Here is a 16,127-nt window from a genome sequence, read left to right as displayed (position 1 = left end):
CGCGTGAGCGTTTTAAAGGGTCGAGTGCTTCACATTTAATACGTCGTTTCATTTCACAGAATAGGGTAAACCCTTGTGTTATACAGCGAATCAAGTGGATATTGTCATAACTTCATAGATTGAGACATCAACTATGCAAGGCAAAGCTACTTCCACAAGTCAATAACAAGGAGATGTAAATGAAGTATCGACAATATATAAAATGGATAGCCGCATTGATGACGCTAGCCAGTTGCAATGCCATCGCAGCAATCGCACAGTATAGCTCCCAGCTGGATCTTACCAATCCTCAATATCCGGTTAATATCAATGGTGCCACAGGTACCGTTGCCGCCGATATCGTCAGAGTCGACCTTGGTAGTGGCTGGGATGGGCAGATGGATATCCAAGTAACGACCAGCAGCTATTCCACATTGGGCACGACATTGGGATTTGCCCTTGCAACAGATCCTAATGATGCTCTGTACAACGATCCGAGTGCTTTTCTTGCACTGTCAGATACGAATGCAGATGTGACCCAGTTCTTTAATGACAATGTCGTTGGGTGGGAGATCTACAGTTGGGGCTCGAACTATATTGCACCTGACGCCACGAATAACATTACCGGGTCCTTGAATCCAAGAAACTTTGATCCCACTAAGCACTATTACGCCTTTCTTGCAGGTGGGTCACTGCTGCCAACCACGATCGATATTCAACTCGATATATCCGATGGTAATGATGTAAGTGCTGTGCCAGTTCCCGCTGCAGTCTGGTTATTTGGCTCTGGCATGATCGGATTACTCTCTGTAAACAGAAGAAAAAGAGTCAGCAATGAAGAGTGTATCAGCTAACTGGCATTGAAGTTCGTCCGTTCTCACACGATACAGCCACAGGGACGCAGGTACCTTGTCCTGTGGCTGTGTATTGTCAATATACAAAGCAACTCATGTTTACTATCAAATTGTTTCACAACTCATTACGGAGTTTTTAATCATCGCTTCAGGTCTCTGCCTTGTTTACAACAGAGAAGCTTTATTAAACCTAACTCATTCGTTGGATTGCATCTCCAGCGATAGCCAGTCTCGTTCAAACTATAAATAATATTACTAACCGTTAGTTCATAAGAGCAATCGCAGCCCACTTACTTTTCGTTCCTCTGATCGCTAATACTAGATTACGGGGGTTGGTTGGAAGCAGAGAGTGATCTATACCATCACTTCTCACTCGATTCGTTTGAGCCTGAGCAGATACATATCGAGTAGTCCACAAAAGTCTCAAACTACAAGTTTGTCCACCTATCCAACAGATCTTCCGGCTTTGATAGTAACTCACCAATCTGAACCGATATTCTTGAATCTGTTTGTGTGAGTTTATCATCCAAGGCAGATCCCTCTGAAACACTGAGCCCAATTGGATAAACAGGCAACTTCCGTATTAGAGCCTGCGATATCAGGTTTTGGTGTAATTCACCAAAATACCCCCCTACCAGACAGCACTCAGGAAATACGCCAATACATTGACCACTCTGGGTAAACTCAAGAATTGTATCGATGTCTTCACGAAGCAACTCACCGTGGACGCTCCGTTTTACCGGAATCGCTCCCCATAGCTTCAGCCAGTAGGATTTCAAGCGATTGGTAAATATTTTTTCATCAGCCAACCATCTGACAGGTAACAAATGAAAAGGAACTGAGGCCGGAACTATTACCACATCAGAATGCTTGGTGTGTGGCGCAACAGCAAGTAGAAGAGGCGTATCTGTTTTTTCCAAATCAGATACATCTACAAGCCTTACACGCATTAACTTAAAATAGTATAGCCGACATAGAGGATAGATAAGTCGTTGTAGTAGCCATGCTGTAGTTGAGTAGAATGAATGGGTTATCTCTTTGTCCATGCAGCCTTCAAACCTAATAATTCCTAAAACAAACAAGTATTATTATTGATAACTATATATTCACTGATTTTACTTCTAATTAATTTTCACCCCCGGCTACAAGGGAAGATAACTCATCAAGCTTCAAGATTTTATCAAAGGATAATACTTACACTCGACAAACAACTCTACAATACCATTCATTTTTGCGTATGGTATATCTTATACAAAGCATGTTAATGGTGTGATTGATCGCTTAGGTTGACAACCAGATGATATTGCTTTGTCCATTTCTACTATTTATATAGTCTTCGATCGGCTTTGGTCGTGCAATACTGTACCCTTGAGCATAATATATACCAACCCTTTTAAGCTCCTCCTGAATCAGACTGTCCTCCACAAACTCAGCTATGGTAACCAATCCCATAGTGTCGGCAACTGTTTTAATCGCTTCCACCATACCCTTATCAACAGGATTCTTATTGATCTCTTTTACGAACATTCCATCTATTTTAACGAAATCGATTGGCAGATTCTTGAGATAACCGAAAGATGATAGGCCAGAGCCAAAATCATCCAGGGCAAACCGGCAACCAAGCTCTTTCAAGTCGTTAATTATTTTAAGTGCGCTTGTTAGGTTTTGTATCGCTGCCGTCTCTGTCACCTCGAAAACCAGCTTTTGTGGATTAATCTGGTACTTATCCAGCAACAATTTAAGCTTGGCTGAAAGTTCATTCCGACTTAATGTCATTCCTGAGATATTGATAAAACAGTCAGGGTGATCAGGTCCAGATTGGGAAAGAAGCCGCATGACTTTTTCGATCACAGAGTAGTCGATACGATCTATTAAGTCATACCGTTCTGCGGATGGTAGAAAAGCCCCAGGTGGAATGAGCTCACCTTCCTGAGATCTCATCCTGACCAAAATCTCAACTCCCTTGATCACCAAATCATTACTCTGTAAGTCTGCAATAGGCTGCGCATAGAGAACCAATCGATCCTCACTTAACGCATTGTTAATTTGTGACACCCACTGCATTTGCCCTAACAGCTGTTTAGTGGAACTGCTGTCCCGTTGATAGACAGTAATACAGTTTCTGCCAGAATCCTTGGCGGAGTAACAGGCCGCATCCACTGAGCTCATCAGCATTCCAATACTCTCACTATATTGATCAATCTCTGCAATCCCTATACTGATACTGATGCGGAAGTTATGCTCCTGCCAGGTGAAGGTATGCTCCTGAATCTCTTTGCGTAATCCATTCACACGATCCTGTGCCATGGAAAGAGGACAATCAGTTAAAATTGCACCGAATTCATCCCCACCCACACGTGCGAGCACATCGCTATCACGAAAATGGCGACGCATAATTGCTGCGATCTGTCTTAGCAGTTCATCTCCTGCCACATGGCCACAAGTATCATTGACTACTTTGAATTGATCCAAATCCATAAAACAGAGGATATGTTCATGGCCCCGCTTTCTTGCCGACTCCAAAGATTGTTCCAAGTGTGATTCAAATGCACTACGATTCAGCAGTTCAGTAAGATTGTCATGGCTCGCCTGCCGGTATAGCTCCTCCTGTAAACGTCTTTCCCTTGTCACATCCCTGATAACAACAACGATACCTGACATCTCCTTATCTTTCGCCAGAATCCGGTTGGCAGTAATATTCACATGCAGATTATTACCATCAACCAACGCCATTCGGGCCAACTGACTCACGACAGCCCCTGTCTTGTTCAACTGACACTTCACTAACAGATCATCAATTTGAGTATCCAGCTCTTCATCCATCAGGACGAATACCGCCTCAAAGTGTTTCCCAATGACGGACTCTGCATCTTGATCGAGTATTTTCAAGGCAGCATCATTCATATAGACAACTCGACCATTTGCATCAGTTGTTACAACAGCATCTGCAATCGATGATAATGTAGTACGTGCCTGATTTCTCTCATCGATCAAGGCCTGCTCAGCTAACCGTAGCGCCGTTACATCCTGTATGTAGACATAGACCTCTTGCACCAGATCAATCCACTGATAGTGCAGCAGTAGATGTTTGTATCCGGTATCCACTTCCGCATAGAGTTGATTCTCTCCACTACCGATTCTTTTGAGAATCTCAGCATGATCATCCGGCAATAAGACACTACTATCCTTGGCATGCAAAAGATCGATCAACCGTTTGAATGCCGGATTGTAAAATATTTCCTTACCATCCAGTTCAAAGGCAGCTATGGGATTAGGATTAGCTTTAGGGTATGCAGCCAGACGCTTATTGCGTGATTCTGCATCTTTCAGCTCATCAACCATATTGGTGAGCAGGCCCGCTTCCTGTCTGCGTGATGCAAACAGATAGAAAAGCAGTGAAAAGACAAAAGAGATACTCAAACCTGCCAGGATCATCTGAAAAACAAGATCGCTGGTTAGCTTATGCGCTCCCTCCAAGCTGTATGCCATCATTAATTTGGCATTACCACGATAGGAATAGGTAATCTCCTTTTCCGTTACAAATCTCCTATCAGCCGGATTCAGTGGACCATAACCGGCGATCATGAAACCATTTTTTGAGATCAATTCGACCTCATCTACTTCAACATACTGACTCGCCCACTGCTTGAACAATAACGCAATGGTATCGTAGTTTCCTTTCTGCAACTCTTCCTGGGTAATAAAAGAGATGACTTCCATTTGACCTCTGGCTAATGCTTTGGTTACCTCCATATGATGCTCGTGCTGATGTTTGATAAATAACCATACCGCTCCAAACAGCATCAATATGAACAACAGCGTTGAGATACTGACAAGCAGTAGAAATGGTTTGCGATTTAATTGCTCTACCACATTACCCCCCTCTGTTCGAGGGTATTCAGAATCTCCCTCAAGGCATCGTAGTCCTGGTAGCTGGTTTGCACCAGTGCAGTTGCCGTCTGCTTAATGGGTTTCAGAACAGACGCAGTATCACTGTTTTTGTGATCGAGATTTAATAGTGCCATTTTCAACTCTTTGAGTAACTGGCTGTCGGTTTTCAACGTGCCGATAAATAGATGTTCTGATACTGCCTCAGTTGTCTCAATGGCTACGATTCCATGTTTCCTATATTTTTCAAAAACCGCTTCTTTGACTGCGCCCGCATCGGCATCACCTGCAAGAACTGCCATAGCAACATTATTATGGTTACTGTAGTGGTGATATCCGGCGAGATCATCTAAGTCGATACCAGCCTCATACAACATCTGTCTTGGTATCAGATGACTCATGGTTGAAGATCTGTTGCCAAAAGCAAATTGGCGTTGTTTGAGGTCTTCAATATCATTTATCCCACTATCATCACTAACGATGATTTTACCGGTAAAAGTCGGTTTACCATTGATTTCCAATCGGGCCAATACCGGAATATCGTTACTAGTGCGCGTCAAACTAACAAACAACGAAGGTCCGATATAGGCAAAATCCACATCACCGGCAAGGATTGCATCAATATGAGACTGGTAGGAATCCCCGATTCTAACCTCGATCTTCTGATCCAACTCCATACTCAGGTAATCCGCCAACGGCTGAAACATCTCTTTCAGTTCATTGTGGGGTCGGTATGGATGCACACCCATTACCAGACTTTCTGAAGCATACGTGATCGTAGAGACAAATAACCACACAGCGAATCCTGAAAGGACTCGCCGTGAATCATGTATTTTAACGCCATCCAGTTTGAAACAACCAATATGCTTCAGCCATAACATCGTTTTTTATAAATACCCCGCACAACCCTAAATTTTGAAATTCCAACGCATTCACCACTTAAGATGGAGTCTCAATTGATCTCGATCTCTGTATACTCTTAAATAATCTCTAACTATGGATGATAATAATCGGTACACCCCGGACCACGATAATTAATCTCACTAGATCTGATCTGTTTTTATTATAATGAGTTCAGATATCAGCTATCTCACACATTATGAGCAGCACCCTCTTATGTCTGAAACCCCCTACCAATCCATCAGCAGGTAATTGTCGCCTCTGCCCTCCCACTCACCACATAGTTAAGACTAGATTAATCCTTTTTTAAAACAAGCTATTTAACATTTGCAGCAGCAACAAGAGCTTTTGAGGATTTACTTACGGCTTATCATAATCATTAATTTATGATTATGTCATTTGTATTTAATAGTATTTATATTTCGACAGAATCCAATGACATAATCTTTCTCCCACAAAGTTAAGCTTATTATTATTTTTGGGTGATTTTCAATGAATTGGGTTTTTTGGAGTGTTTATCGACATTGAACCATGAGGAAAAGAAGACCCGTTTTTACACAGTAATGGAATCAGACTGTCTGCAGTTGATTCTATGGCTATAACGAACCTCAAGTTGCAGACACCTTCATACCTCAGTCATCTGTATGATTGAGTGCTGTTTTAGAGCTGTTCACGACGAACGATAGACGAAATAAAAGCCCACCACCATCCGTTACAGGATGGTGGTGGGTCCACTAGAAATTTACTGATTCAGTAGTGTAGGCGGTGAAGGCGGGGCGTTTGCCGGCGTACCTGAATCCGGGTCCGTTTCACCCAGATAGTAATCATCATGGTAGATGATGCCGTTTTCACTGGTAACCCGATTATCAACCCAGCTGGAGAGGATCAATTTGTTCGGGTTGAAATTTGTAGATTCCCTGAGATTGACATTCGTATACTCTACCTTGAGCACATTATTAACCCACATTCTGACGATGCCGTCCGAAGCGCCTGGCGTATTGTTCCTGAAATAGACTTTCAATGTATCCCACTGACCAGGTCTAACTGGGCTGGCAGCACCACCCACATTTTGTGGCAGGAGGAAGAAACGCCAATCATTGATGTAACTATGCTCAATGGCGTATTCACCCTGGTAGTTATAGACAATAACCTGATATCGACGCTGACTGTCCTGGCCATTTGTATAATTGACCAAGGCTAGTTTCTGCTTACCACTCGGTGTAAACCGCTCGTCATATTTAACACTGAGTTTTAACCATAACTCGTTTGCAGCTTCACCACGAGTATGGGACCCGATACTTACATGATCTCCAAAGTAGTAATCGAGATAGTTGTCCCAATTCTCAGTGGCGCTGTAGTTGATCTGGGCACAGTAGTTTCCATCATAGGCATCGGTTGTATTTATTACTGTGGTATTTGTATCATTACCCCAGAACCAGTCGCTGAGATCGCCACTCTCAAATGAAGTAGTAAAAGGTAGTCCTTGTACTGAATAGGCAGAACCGGATAACAGTAACAACAACCCAAAAATAATAGTATGTGAGTATTTCATCTTACGATCTCAATATTCCAATTTTGTCTTTAGTCAGGGTCTCGATATACGTTGCTCAAGTTTTTTTAAACCTATCCACGGTTGCTGACCGGTTTTTGGTGTATGGCATAATACGAATTTAATTCCCCTGCCAATACGCCAACTCGTCTGAAATGATTCTATTTCGCAACCAGAATCCACATACTCAAGCTCAGTTGATTTTTGCCCTGATTCAGGGACTATATTAGTAGAATAAATATTAAGTGTGTGTGAACCAGGTCAGATAACCTATGAGCATGAGTTCTAAAAAATGATAACCTACTGTTTCTTGAGCTGTTTTATCTGTTTAATTTCTCATTTTTGATTAATCTGAATTTGCTATTTCGGTACCTCTTCACAAAACCGCTGGAGTAACGTAATTCATAATTTGCTTATGGAGTGAGCTTCATAAAAAACATTAATGCAGTCTGGTTTTTTCTCCCGCATGTCCGACTCAACAACCGAAGTCATCACCTTCGATGATTCTGTTCGATATTCTTGTTTAATCACTATTTGGATAGTTGAGTGTTCGGGTAATTTGTCGTTAGCCATTCACTCACGTATTTGTAGACAGATGCTTCCCACTCTCTACTTGCCAGTATGTGATTCGCCTCAGGAATCGTATGTATCTGATAACTGTCTTTATATGGTTTCAACTTTTTTTTGTAGATGTTTTCAAATTTCTCTTCAAACTCCCACAACAACCTGTCTGCACCGCTGAAAATCAGTAACATCTTTTTTGAATTTTTTAACATTTTGAAAAATGAGGGTGCAAATTTTGGATTTACATTACTTCCCTGAAGCGCTTTTGGCATGGCAAGTTCCGTATCCTCGGATTTGCTGGATTGTACACTGCCTGTTAGTTTGCGTAGCGGCTTCAGCAGTATTTTAAAAATAACCCTGAAATCACTTTTAAACGTTAACAGCCTTTTCCATGAGTTCAGGTCTGTGAGTTTTTTGATGTAGCCATCCTTTAAAGAGCTAAGCTGACCTTCAGTCACGAACTTACCAAAATTATCCTCACCACCCTCGAATACATTGATAAGCCCGAGTGCGAGCAATCCTGTGACCCGTTCATCCTCACAGGCTGTCAATAGACCGGTAAGTGCACCACCACACAGTCCACCTAGAATGAACTGATTTTGATCCTGATTAGTTTCAAGCCAGTTCATGGCGTCTACTGTATCACCGATAAAGCGACCATCCAGAATGGTGTTGTAGACATCTTTTAGTACTGATTCCTCTATAACACCTTCAGAATCACCCAACCCAAAAAAGTCGAATCTGAAAACATTGACGCCATGTTCAACAAGCTGCTTTGAAAGCTTGTTATAGAGACGGTGGGGACCAACACGCATTTTCACGCCTGGTGAGAGTAACAATACTGTGGTATTGGATCTGCTGTGTTCGGGTTGTTCAAAAATTCCATATAACTTATATCCATCCCTGTTATCGAATAGTACCGGCGTTGTCTTCATTTGCTTTCCAACCATGATAATGATCTCGTTAAAAGATTATCAGCCCGATCGTAAAATGATTTAATCTCCTTCCAGAACTGCTGTTCATGTGCCTTATCGAGGGTTGGGTTATTACTGAATTTCTCGGAGAACTGAAGATACTGTTTGTTTATCGGTTGCTTTGGATTCCTTACTACCTGCAATATACAGCAGCTCAAATTTTCCGGGTAATCTCGATCCAACAGATTGATTGAAGATATTTCCTGAAAGTAATTATAGTTGATGTAGTACCCTTCTATATTAACTGCCTCACCAGACTTCATTTTATCCACCAGTTCATCCCTGGTTACTTCAACTTTTCCTTTGATCGCCATTTGCGAAGCAAGATTACTGCGAAGTATTTCCTGCATGTACCTGTCGCCATCCAGAATAGGATCCCATAATATCAATTCCTCAATATCACCTCTTGATAATGCAGTTAAGGTTGCAAGGGTTGCACCAAGCCGCAAGCCGAACAGTCCTATATGTTTTATTGACGGATTTGCCTTCTTGACATGATCGACAACAGTACTGATATCTGTCAGGTGTCTCTTCAATGAGGCTTCATCATAATCACCGTCACTATCTCCGTGACCGCGAAAATCAAAGCGGGCAACCAGCATCCCTTGATCGCAAAATGCTCTTGCTGTTGTCACGTAGACTCTATGACTCCAAAGCTTCTCCTCAGCAAATGGATGTACGAAAATATAGGCCTTCGTTGGCTCAGTCTGTTTGGGAAAGTGCTCAATAGTGAAAAGACGTTCACCATCTATTTCTAATACTGTCAGATTTTCATTCATGGTCATTTATAACTTGATTCATGTTCTCAGAACTGGAAGTAGATGAAGACCTGTTTCTGCAGTGGAACAAAAAACAGTAACATCAGCACCATGTAGAGATAAGAGAGATACTGTACGACTGGATTCGCACTTACCAGGTAAAGAAGATCATTCTTTCTTTCAGTTATGTATTCAAAAAACATCAGCGGTACGACAAAGAACAGGATATTGCCTAGCACATAGATCGAATAATCTGTAACCCGATAGTCTGTCGCAAGCAAATAGATCATATCCACCACCTGCTGCATTGACTCTGCCCTGAATAGTAACCAACTGATGCAGGTCAGATGAAATAGGATAAAAACGAACAGTATATGTCGACCAAGTGACGTTGGTTGAGTAAAATAATCCTTTCCTTTGGCTGCTTCGATAGCATGGTAGACAACCAGTATGGCTCCGTGAAACAGCCCCCATACGATGAATGTCCAGCCCGCACCATGCCAGAGACCACCTAAAAACATGGTAAGCACAAGGTTACGAAAGGTCAGAAAATTTCCCAACCTTCCACCACCCAAAGGTATATAGATATAATCCCTGATCCAGGTTGAGAGACTGATATGCCAACGGGACCAGAACTCACTCGGGGATGTTGAAAAATAGGGATTCCTGAAATTCCACATCAAGTCAAATCCCATCCATCTTGCGACACCTTTTGCAATTGATGAATAGCCGGAAAAATCGCCATAAATTTGAAATGCAAAGGCGTATAAACCAACCAGCACCTCAAAGCCTGTCAATTCATTGACAGGTTTAGAAAATATCGTATTGACTATTGGCGCCATATTGTCTGCGATGACGACTTTTTTAAACAATCCAGAAATCACCAGAAAGAGGCCTTCTGAAAATGCTGGCGCATCGAGCTTACGTACCTTTAGAATCTGTGGTAACAGATGACTGGCTCTCTCAATTGGCCCGGCAACCAATTGAGGAAAAAAGGATACATACAGAGCGAAGTCGAGAAACTTATCCGTTGGTTGTACTTTGTTTCTATAGGTGTCAATTGTGTAGCTGAGTGTTTGAAACGTATAGAACGAAATACCGACAGGCAGAATAATATTCAACACAGGCAAACTGACATCGACGCCGATTGTGCCAAGCATCGCAGCGAATTCATTGGAAAAGAAGTTGTAATACTTAAAGAATCCCAAAAAGCCCAGGTTGGTGAAAACCGATAACAGCAACAGATGCTTCCTGAGTTTGGCGTCATCCTGCTTTGCGATATTCAGTGCAACGAAGTAATCAACGACTGTAGATATAAAGATCAGTGACAGAAACCGATAATCCCAATAGCCATAGAAAATATAACTGGCCACCAGCAACATTCGGTTTTGATATTTATGGGGCAGCTGAAAATAGAGCAGAATGACAACTGCAAAAAAGGCCCAGAATATGTAACTGTTGAATAACATTCTCTACTGCCCACTCAATTCCTGACTAATCAGCTTGCCCAGAGTGGTGGTGAATTGCTCACGACCCTTCTCATTAAAATGGACACCATCTTTGTAGAGTGCACCGAACGATCTGAAATTATCCCTATAGTCTTTATAGAGATAGGCCCTCTTTTGCAGCGTTTCTTTCAACTTTTCATTGACTGAATATGCCCCCTCAATAGGCATGGCAATCATAACCAGTTTGATTCCCTGCTCATCCAGCTGGTCGATCAAATCATTCAACATCCTGTAATCAGGTAGAGTCCCATCCGCTTGAGTCTGATGGACGGCCTGATCAGGTGCACCAGCCTGGTTCTGTACCTGAACAAACGTTTCATAGTTAGGTACCAAATTATTAAGTATTTTATTTCTGACCGCTTCTCTGTTGACGAATAATTTTGATGCCCAACCAATAATAAACTCAGATAACTCAGCAAAATCACTCATTCCATAACCAAACAGCAGCAGTCCATCACCAAGCCCAGAGAAGTATCCGCCCAGTCGACTGGGATTAGGTCGATAATCATCATTCAGCAATCCCCAGGCAAATCCGATCACCAGATAATCCAGCTGCATATCAGGTGTAATAAGATTATTTCTCAAAATCATATTCCAATCCCATAGCGAGGTACCATCCGGTGTAATTTTCTTTACCAGATAATCATCAGATAACTGCCTATTCAGTTGGCTGATGTCGACTGCCTCGTTAATCAGGGAATTCCCAAGAAACAGAATATTGGTGCCTTGGTGCTGCTCATATTCTGCGGCAATGTCCGGTATCTGATTGATATGATTCAGATTACCTGAAAGACGGTTTTCAAATGCTCGAAGACCGATCTCAAGTAGTACAACTGTGAGGACTACGGCAGTCAGGATGTATATGCTGTGTTTGGCATTCACTCTGAGCCACCCTTATCCATTTCGCCGCTTTTTTTCTGATTCTTCTCTATCACTTTTGCCGCGATATCAACCACTGATTGCTCTAGCTGAGAGATAACCTGACGAGTCTTCTCATTCCCCTGATTATAGGGATCGATTACTTCCACTGAGAGGTTGGGTGAGTACGCACCAATCCAGATAGTTTTAGCCAATGCTTGCTGATCCATTGAACTGAGCAGATCCCAGTTCTTTCGATCCATGATTACGATGAGATCAGCCCAATTAACATCATCCTGTGAAATCCTGCTGGATCGATGTGCTGCCAGGTCATATCCCCGTTCGGCCAGTAGCTTCAGATACTCTTCTGCACAACTTCGCCCAGTTCTATCGTGAAAGCCGGCAGACCTGATCTCTATATCTGTATTCGAAAGTGATTTTTTAAGTAGGTATTCAACTAACGGGCTCCGATAAATATTCCCATAACAGAGCACCAGGATATGATCTGTTTTCTGGGCAGAATTGATTGCGGATTCGCTTTTTTCCCGCACTACCCGTAACAGTTTTTGGTGACGTATACGTCTTTTAATCGAGCGAACAATACGAACTAAAAGTGATTTCAGCATATCATTTTCAGTCATACTGTCACTCATACTTCAAAATTCAAACGCTGCAGCACATCTGAAACAGTCGAAAACTCAAAATCCCTAATCAGTTTCAACAATCTGCTTTCAAATTTATCAATATTGTTATAGTGCCTGAACTCTGAGAGCCTGCTCGATTTGATCTTTGGCTGCCCTTCGTCGATTTCCCATGGGTGCATGTAGAAAATAAATGGCATCTGATCATTCCGGTTGACACGATTTAGCCCTGCCTTGGACAGCCAATAGGGAAACAGCCTGAAATACCCCCCGCCACTAACCGGTAAGCGACGCTTGGCTACTCCCACAGTCGAGAGAGGAAACTCGATAATCTCATTACCTTTTTCTGTTTTTAATCGGTGAGGCATGGTCTTCGCACCTGGGATACCATACCGATCATGCATGATGGGAAATATGCTTGAGTCATAGGAAAAACCACATTCCGTGAGAATATCCAGTGCCCAAAGGGATTTTTCTGTAATGGAATAACTGGCGGCGCGATAACCTTTAATCGGTCTGCCAATGATATCTTCAATAATTGCCTTGGATTGCTTGGTCTCCTCAAGGAATGTTTCAGGTGTTTGGTTATAAACCAAGTCATGGCTATATCCATGGCAGGCCACTTCGTGTCCAAGTTCAGAAATTTCGTTAATCAACTTTTTGTTTCGTTCAGCCACCCAACCCAATACAAAGAACGTGCCTTTAATATTACTGTCATCAAATATCTTCAAAATCCTGTGTGTATTGTCATAGACACGTGACTCATAGCTTTCCCATTCAGCTTTAGTTATCTGTTTGTTAAATGCCGACACCTGATAGTAGTCCTCAACATCAACGGTTATGGCATTAATTTGTCTGTTTTGCGAAGTCATGTATTTTGATTGTTATATATAATGAGTTTCAATAACTGTTAAGGGTGAGATCTCAGTTCTTTTGTGCTGAATAGTGTTGCTCAATTTTGTTGATGACCAAATCGGTGAATTTCATCATACTTTCACGTTCCAATGTACCATCACCTGTTTTATCTGTAGAGATCACTACCACAGCCGCATCATGACGGCCTTTCAGTGCACCAAGGATACCGTACAGTTTGCTTTGCAGCCTGCTCGATGAGATCTCTCCTCCTATGTAATACCATTGCCATATAATGCGTTCATTTCTCTTACTATCAACGATCGTCTCTTCCGATACCGAGATGGTACGCCCTGCTGAAAGATTGATATCCAGAATAACGCGATCACTGCTGACCCACTCCTCACTATTATATGCCTGATTAAGATCATTGACCGCTTCTTTTCCTTGCTCCTGTGTAGCGTAGTAGGCGGTATACAACTCTGCATTGATACCGGCTACCTGGTATGCGGTCCGTTTTTCAAAATCCGCATTTACCCAGGCTGGATTCCATCTTTCATCTGCGGTCACCTCAGTGAGATTTATTTCACCGAAGCTGAAATCAAAATCGTAACTTCCGCGCATTCCATCGCCATTCATGGCAATTACACTATATATCGGACCGGCACTGGCGGATATCAATAACACACTTGCAATCAAGATTGTTTTGCTGTAGGAAAACTTTGTTACAGGGACCTTACCAGTCTCTATCACAGGCTGTTTCTGTTCTCCCTTGAGTCTCTTCTCATAACTCACTGTGGCGTACATAAAAGCTGCATAGCAGATTACAAACACGACCCAACCAAGCCAGATATGATCATTCAGCAGACTGTGTGTCATATTTGTGTAGTGCCCTGAAAGCACCACAATGTAGATACGAATACTATTTGAGATAAAAGCAACGCCTGACGCCAGCAACATATAGATCACTGCGTGTCGGATTGAATAGTGGGAAAAGAATGAGTAGATAATTGCAAGGGTTATTGCGGCGATCTGATACCTCAGTCCACTACAGGTATCCCCCACTTCAAAAACTCCTTCCGGGATGGTAATAAAATAGGACTCTTGAAACGAGGCATAACCGGTAAAGTGCAACATTTGGTTAACAAATACAGCCGTCGGCACCTGTAATGGCTGTGAAAGTACAGACCAAACTGAGGTTGCACTGATCAAGACCAGGATTGGCAAAACCATCCTGGCTGTATGCTTGATGCCAAACAGCGCCATCACACTGACACTCAGTATCATGATCAGCACCATCTGGGATCCAACCTGTATCTGAGCGATCTCAGACAGCAGCCAGATCACTGAAAGGATAACTAGCAGCAGGAGTAAAATCGGCCTGAAACTTATTTGCAACTCATGCCGGCGTGAATACCACTCTCTGGCCAGCAGGTAATACGATAGGGGTAGCAGCAGCAATCCATGGGATTGCAGGCTGTTTTCAGCAACCCATAAACGGTAAAAGCCGATTGAAGTCTGCCCATACACCAGGGTCAAGATCAACACACAAGCAAGCAGAACCACTCCGCTAAACAGTTGATCTGGGGATAACTCTTTCAAAGTCATTCGTTCCGCCATCTTGGTGTCTCTGTCAGCTGTCCACAACGACCACTGATTACAAATCACTGAAAGTGATCTGCCCTGGTTGAGTGCAGATTGATATTTTCAATTCGCTATGCCTTCAACAACATCACTTCCGATCACTATTAACAAGCCCTAGTATTTGAAATAGCGATTTATTGCCTTTAAAGAGGTTCACAATCGAGCCTCGCTTCCGCACCTCAAATCGATATCCCTTGCAAGTATAGATACTGAGCTTATCCTCAGCTGAATCAACAACTTCCAGTAAGTCGCACAGCTTTTGCTCAGTCTCGCTCAATGCTTTTACCCAAGCGCCAGTGTCGGCATTGAGCTCAGCTTCGAGGAGGTCAGTGAAAAGAATCGCAATATTGCCATCTTCCGCCGTTGCTTCTGCAATATCGCTGGGTGGATCACTGACCGGCAATTTGCTCAATCGGGCCAGCCCGGAGAGCAGTGGGTGCGAACCGAACAAGGCGCGATATCTGTTATCAATCTCAGGGCAAACACCAAATCCGGACAACCAAATCCCATTCACATAGGAGTCTCCCTGAAGCATCCTTTGCTGGTTCATCTCCTCCTGATAAAACAGCATCTGTATTTCATTCAGAAGCCCCCGCCAAGATGCGCTATCACGACCTGACGGCATGAAGGTTTCAATATGCCGTCCCGCAACCGACTCTATATCGGATGTTGTCATATCCGGCAGTGTGCTCAGCTTCATACACCACTGCCCCTGAGCTACCTCTACCAGTGACAGCCCCTCTGTTTCAAAATGGGAATTGAATCGACTGATCAGCCGCTGGGCATAATCACTCTCGATGGACTGGGGAGCCAATCTGATCAAAATCAGCCTGTCTCGATCCGCCAGCAGATGGACAGGGGTTGCCAAAGCCCAACAATCCCCGTCTGATTGCCGATCAGGTGTAAATGCGGTGACGGCGCCGGAAGGAAGATCACGATCGGCAACCACACCAACCCCAAACAGACTGAACAGAGTTGTGGTCAAATCCGTGCCAGGTTCGGCGACTATTTTTGCCTTACCAAGCACCCTCTCCAGGTTTTTCGGCCGATATTCCTGATCATTGAGCTGTTTTAGCGCCGTATCCCAATGCAGGCCGGGCAACAACAGGTCGATCTGTCTCCCCATATTCGCAGCATCCGTTCAACAAGGAGGATTAC

The 16,127-nt window shown here is 43.0% G+C and carries 13 protein-coding genes; 1 reads left to right on the top strand and 12 read right to left on the bottom strand.

Translation table 11 applies throughout. From position 1 onward, the window contains the following. Nucleotides 1–179: 179 nt before the first annotated feature. Nucleotides 180–833 carry a VPLPA-CTERM sorting domain-containing protein gene (locus A3193_RS20685; RefSeq protein WP_201258776.1) on the top strand — a complete coding sequence of 218 codons (654 nt, stop codon included), beginning with the start codon at nucleotides 180–182 and terminating at the stop codon, nucleotides 831–833. Between the two features lie 428 nt (nucleotides 834–1,261). On the opposite strand, the gene A3193_RS03245 is transcribed toward A3193_RS20685, so the two are convergent. The 12 genes from A3193_RS03245 to A3193_RS03190 all read right to left on the bottom strand — a co-directional run bounded on the left by A3193_RS03245 (nucleotide 1,262) and on the right by A3193_RS03190 (nucleotide 16,095). Next, entirely contained in the window at nucleotides 1,262–1,879 is a 618-nt protein-coding gene (locus tag A3193_RS03245; protein WP_069014074.1) for a lysophospholipid acyltransferase family protein, read from the bottom strand. 235 nt (nucleotides 1,880–2,114) lie between these two features. After that, nucleotides 2,115–4,706: an EAL domain-containing protein gene (locus tag A3193_RS03240; protein ID WP_069014073.1), complete on the bottom strand. Its 2,592-nt coding sequence runs from the start codon at nucleotides 4,704–4,706 to the stop codon at nucleotides 2,115–2,117. Further along, nucleotides 4,700–5,602, bottom strand: a complete 903-nt coding sequence (gene phnD / locus A3193_RS03235; RefSeq protein WP_083218542.1) for a phosphate/phosphite/phosphonate ABC transporter substrate-binding protein — start codon at nucleotides 5,600–5,602, stop codon at nucleotides 4,700–4,702. The genes A3193_RS03240 and phnD overlap by 7 nt, the downstream gene beginning before the upstream one ends. Before the next feature lie 761 nt (nucleotides 5,603–6,363). Next, on the bottom strand, nucleotides 6,364–7,173 hold the full coding sequence (locus A3193_RS03230) for a hypothetical protein (RefSeq protein ID WP_069004731.1): 810 nt from the start codon (nucleotides 7,171–7,173) through the stop codon (nucleotides 6,364–6,366). Between the two features lie 527 nt (nucleotides 7,174–7,700). Further along, nucleotides 7,701–8,684: an alpha/beta hydrolase family protein gene (locus A3193_RS03225; RefSeq protein WP_235614887.1), complete on the bottom strand. Its 984-nt coding sequence runs from the start codon at nucleotides 8,682–8,684 to the stop codon at nucleotides 7,701–7,703. Next, nucleotides 8,666–9,487 carry a serine aminopeptidase domain-containing protein gene (locus A3193_RS03220; RefSeq protein ID WP_162273725.1) on the bottom strand — a complete coding sequence of 274 codons (822 nt, stop codon included), beginning with the start codon at nucleotides 9,485–9,487 and terminating at the stop codon, nucleotides 8,666–8,668. Before A3193_RS03220 ends, A3193_RS03225 begins: the two co-directional genes overlap by 19 nt. Before the next feature lie 26 nt (nucleotides 9,488–9,513). Beyond that, nucleotides 9,514–10,707, bottom strand: a complete 1,194-nt coding sequence (locus tag A3193_RS03215) for an MBOAT family O-acyltransferase (RefSeq protein WP_335340710.1) — start codon at nucleotides 10,705–10,707, stop codon at nucleotides 9,514–9,516. A 231-nt stretch (nucleotides 10,708–10,938) separates the two neighbouring features. Next, on the bottom strand, nucleotides 10,939–11,856 hold the full coding sequence (locus A3193_RS03210) for a hypothetical protein (RefSeq protein WP_069014069.1): 918 nt from the start codon (nucleotides 11,854–11,856) through the stop codon (nucleotides 10,939–10,941). After that, nucleotides 11,853–12,473 carry an arsenate reductase/protein-tyrosine-phosphatase family protein gene (locus A3193_RS03205; RefSeq protein ID WP_162273724.1) on the bottom strand — a complete coding sequence of 207 codons (621 nt, stop codon included), beginning with the start codon at nucleotides 12,471–12,473 and terminating at the stop codon, nucleotides 11,853–11,855. The genes A3193_RS03210 and A3193_RS03205 overlap by 4 nt, the downstream gene beginning before the upstream one ends. 8 nt (nucleotides 12,474–12,481) lie before the next feature. Continuing rightward, nucleotides 12,482–13,345: an XrtA system polysaccharide deacetylase gene (locus A3193_RS03200; protein ID WP_069004725.1), complete on the bottom strand. Its 864-nt coding sequence runs from the start codon at nucleotides 13,343–13,345 to the stop codon at nucleotides 12,482–12,484. Between the two features lie 52 nt (nucleotides 13,346–13,397). Next, nucleotides 13,398–14,933, bottom strand: coding sequence for an exosortase C-terminal domain/associated protein EpsI (locus A3193_RS03195; RefSeq protein ID WP_235614961.1), 1,536 nt, complete (start codon nucleotides 14,931–14,933; stop codon nucleotides 13,398–13,400). 124 nt (nucleotides 14,934–15,057) lie between these two features. Beyond that, nucleotides 15,058–16,095, bottom strand: coding sequence for a hypothetical protein (locus A3193_RS03190; protein WP_069014066.1), 1,038 nt, complete (start codon nucleotides 16,093–16,095; stop codon nucleotides 15,058–15,060). Between the last annotated feature and the right edge of the window lie 32 nt (nucleotides 16,096–16,127).

This window comes from Candidatus Thiodiazotropha endoloripes (assembly GCF_001708965.1).
Classification (GTDB): domain Bacteria; phylum Pseudomonadota; class Gammaproteobacteria; order Chromatiales; family Chromatiaceae; genus Thiodiazotropha; species Thiodiazotropha endoloripes.
This window is presented reverse-complemented; position numbering and strand designations above follow the sequence as displayed.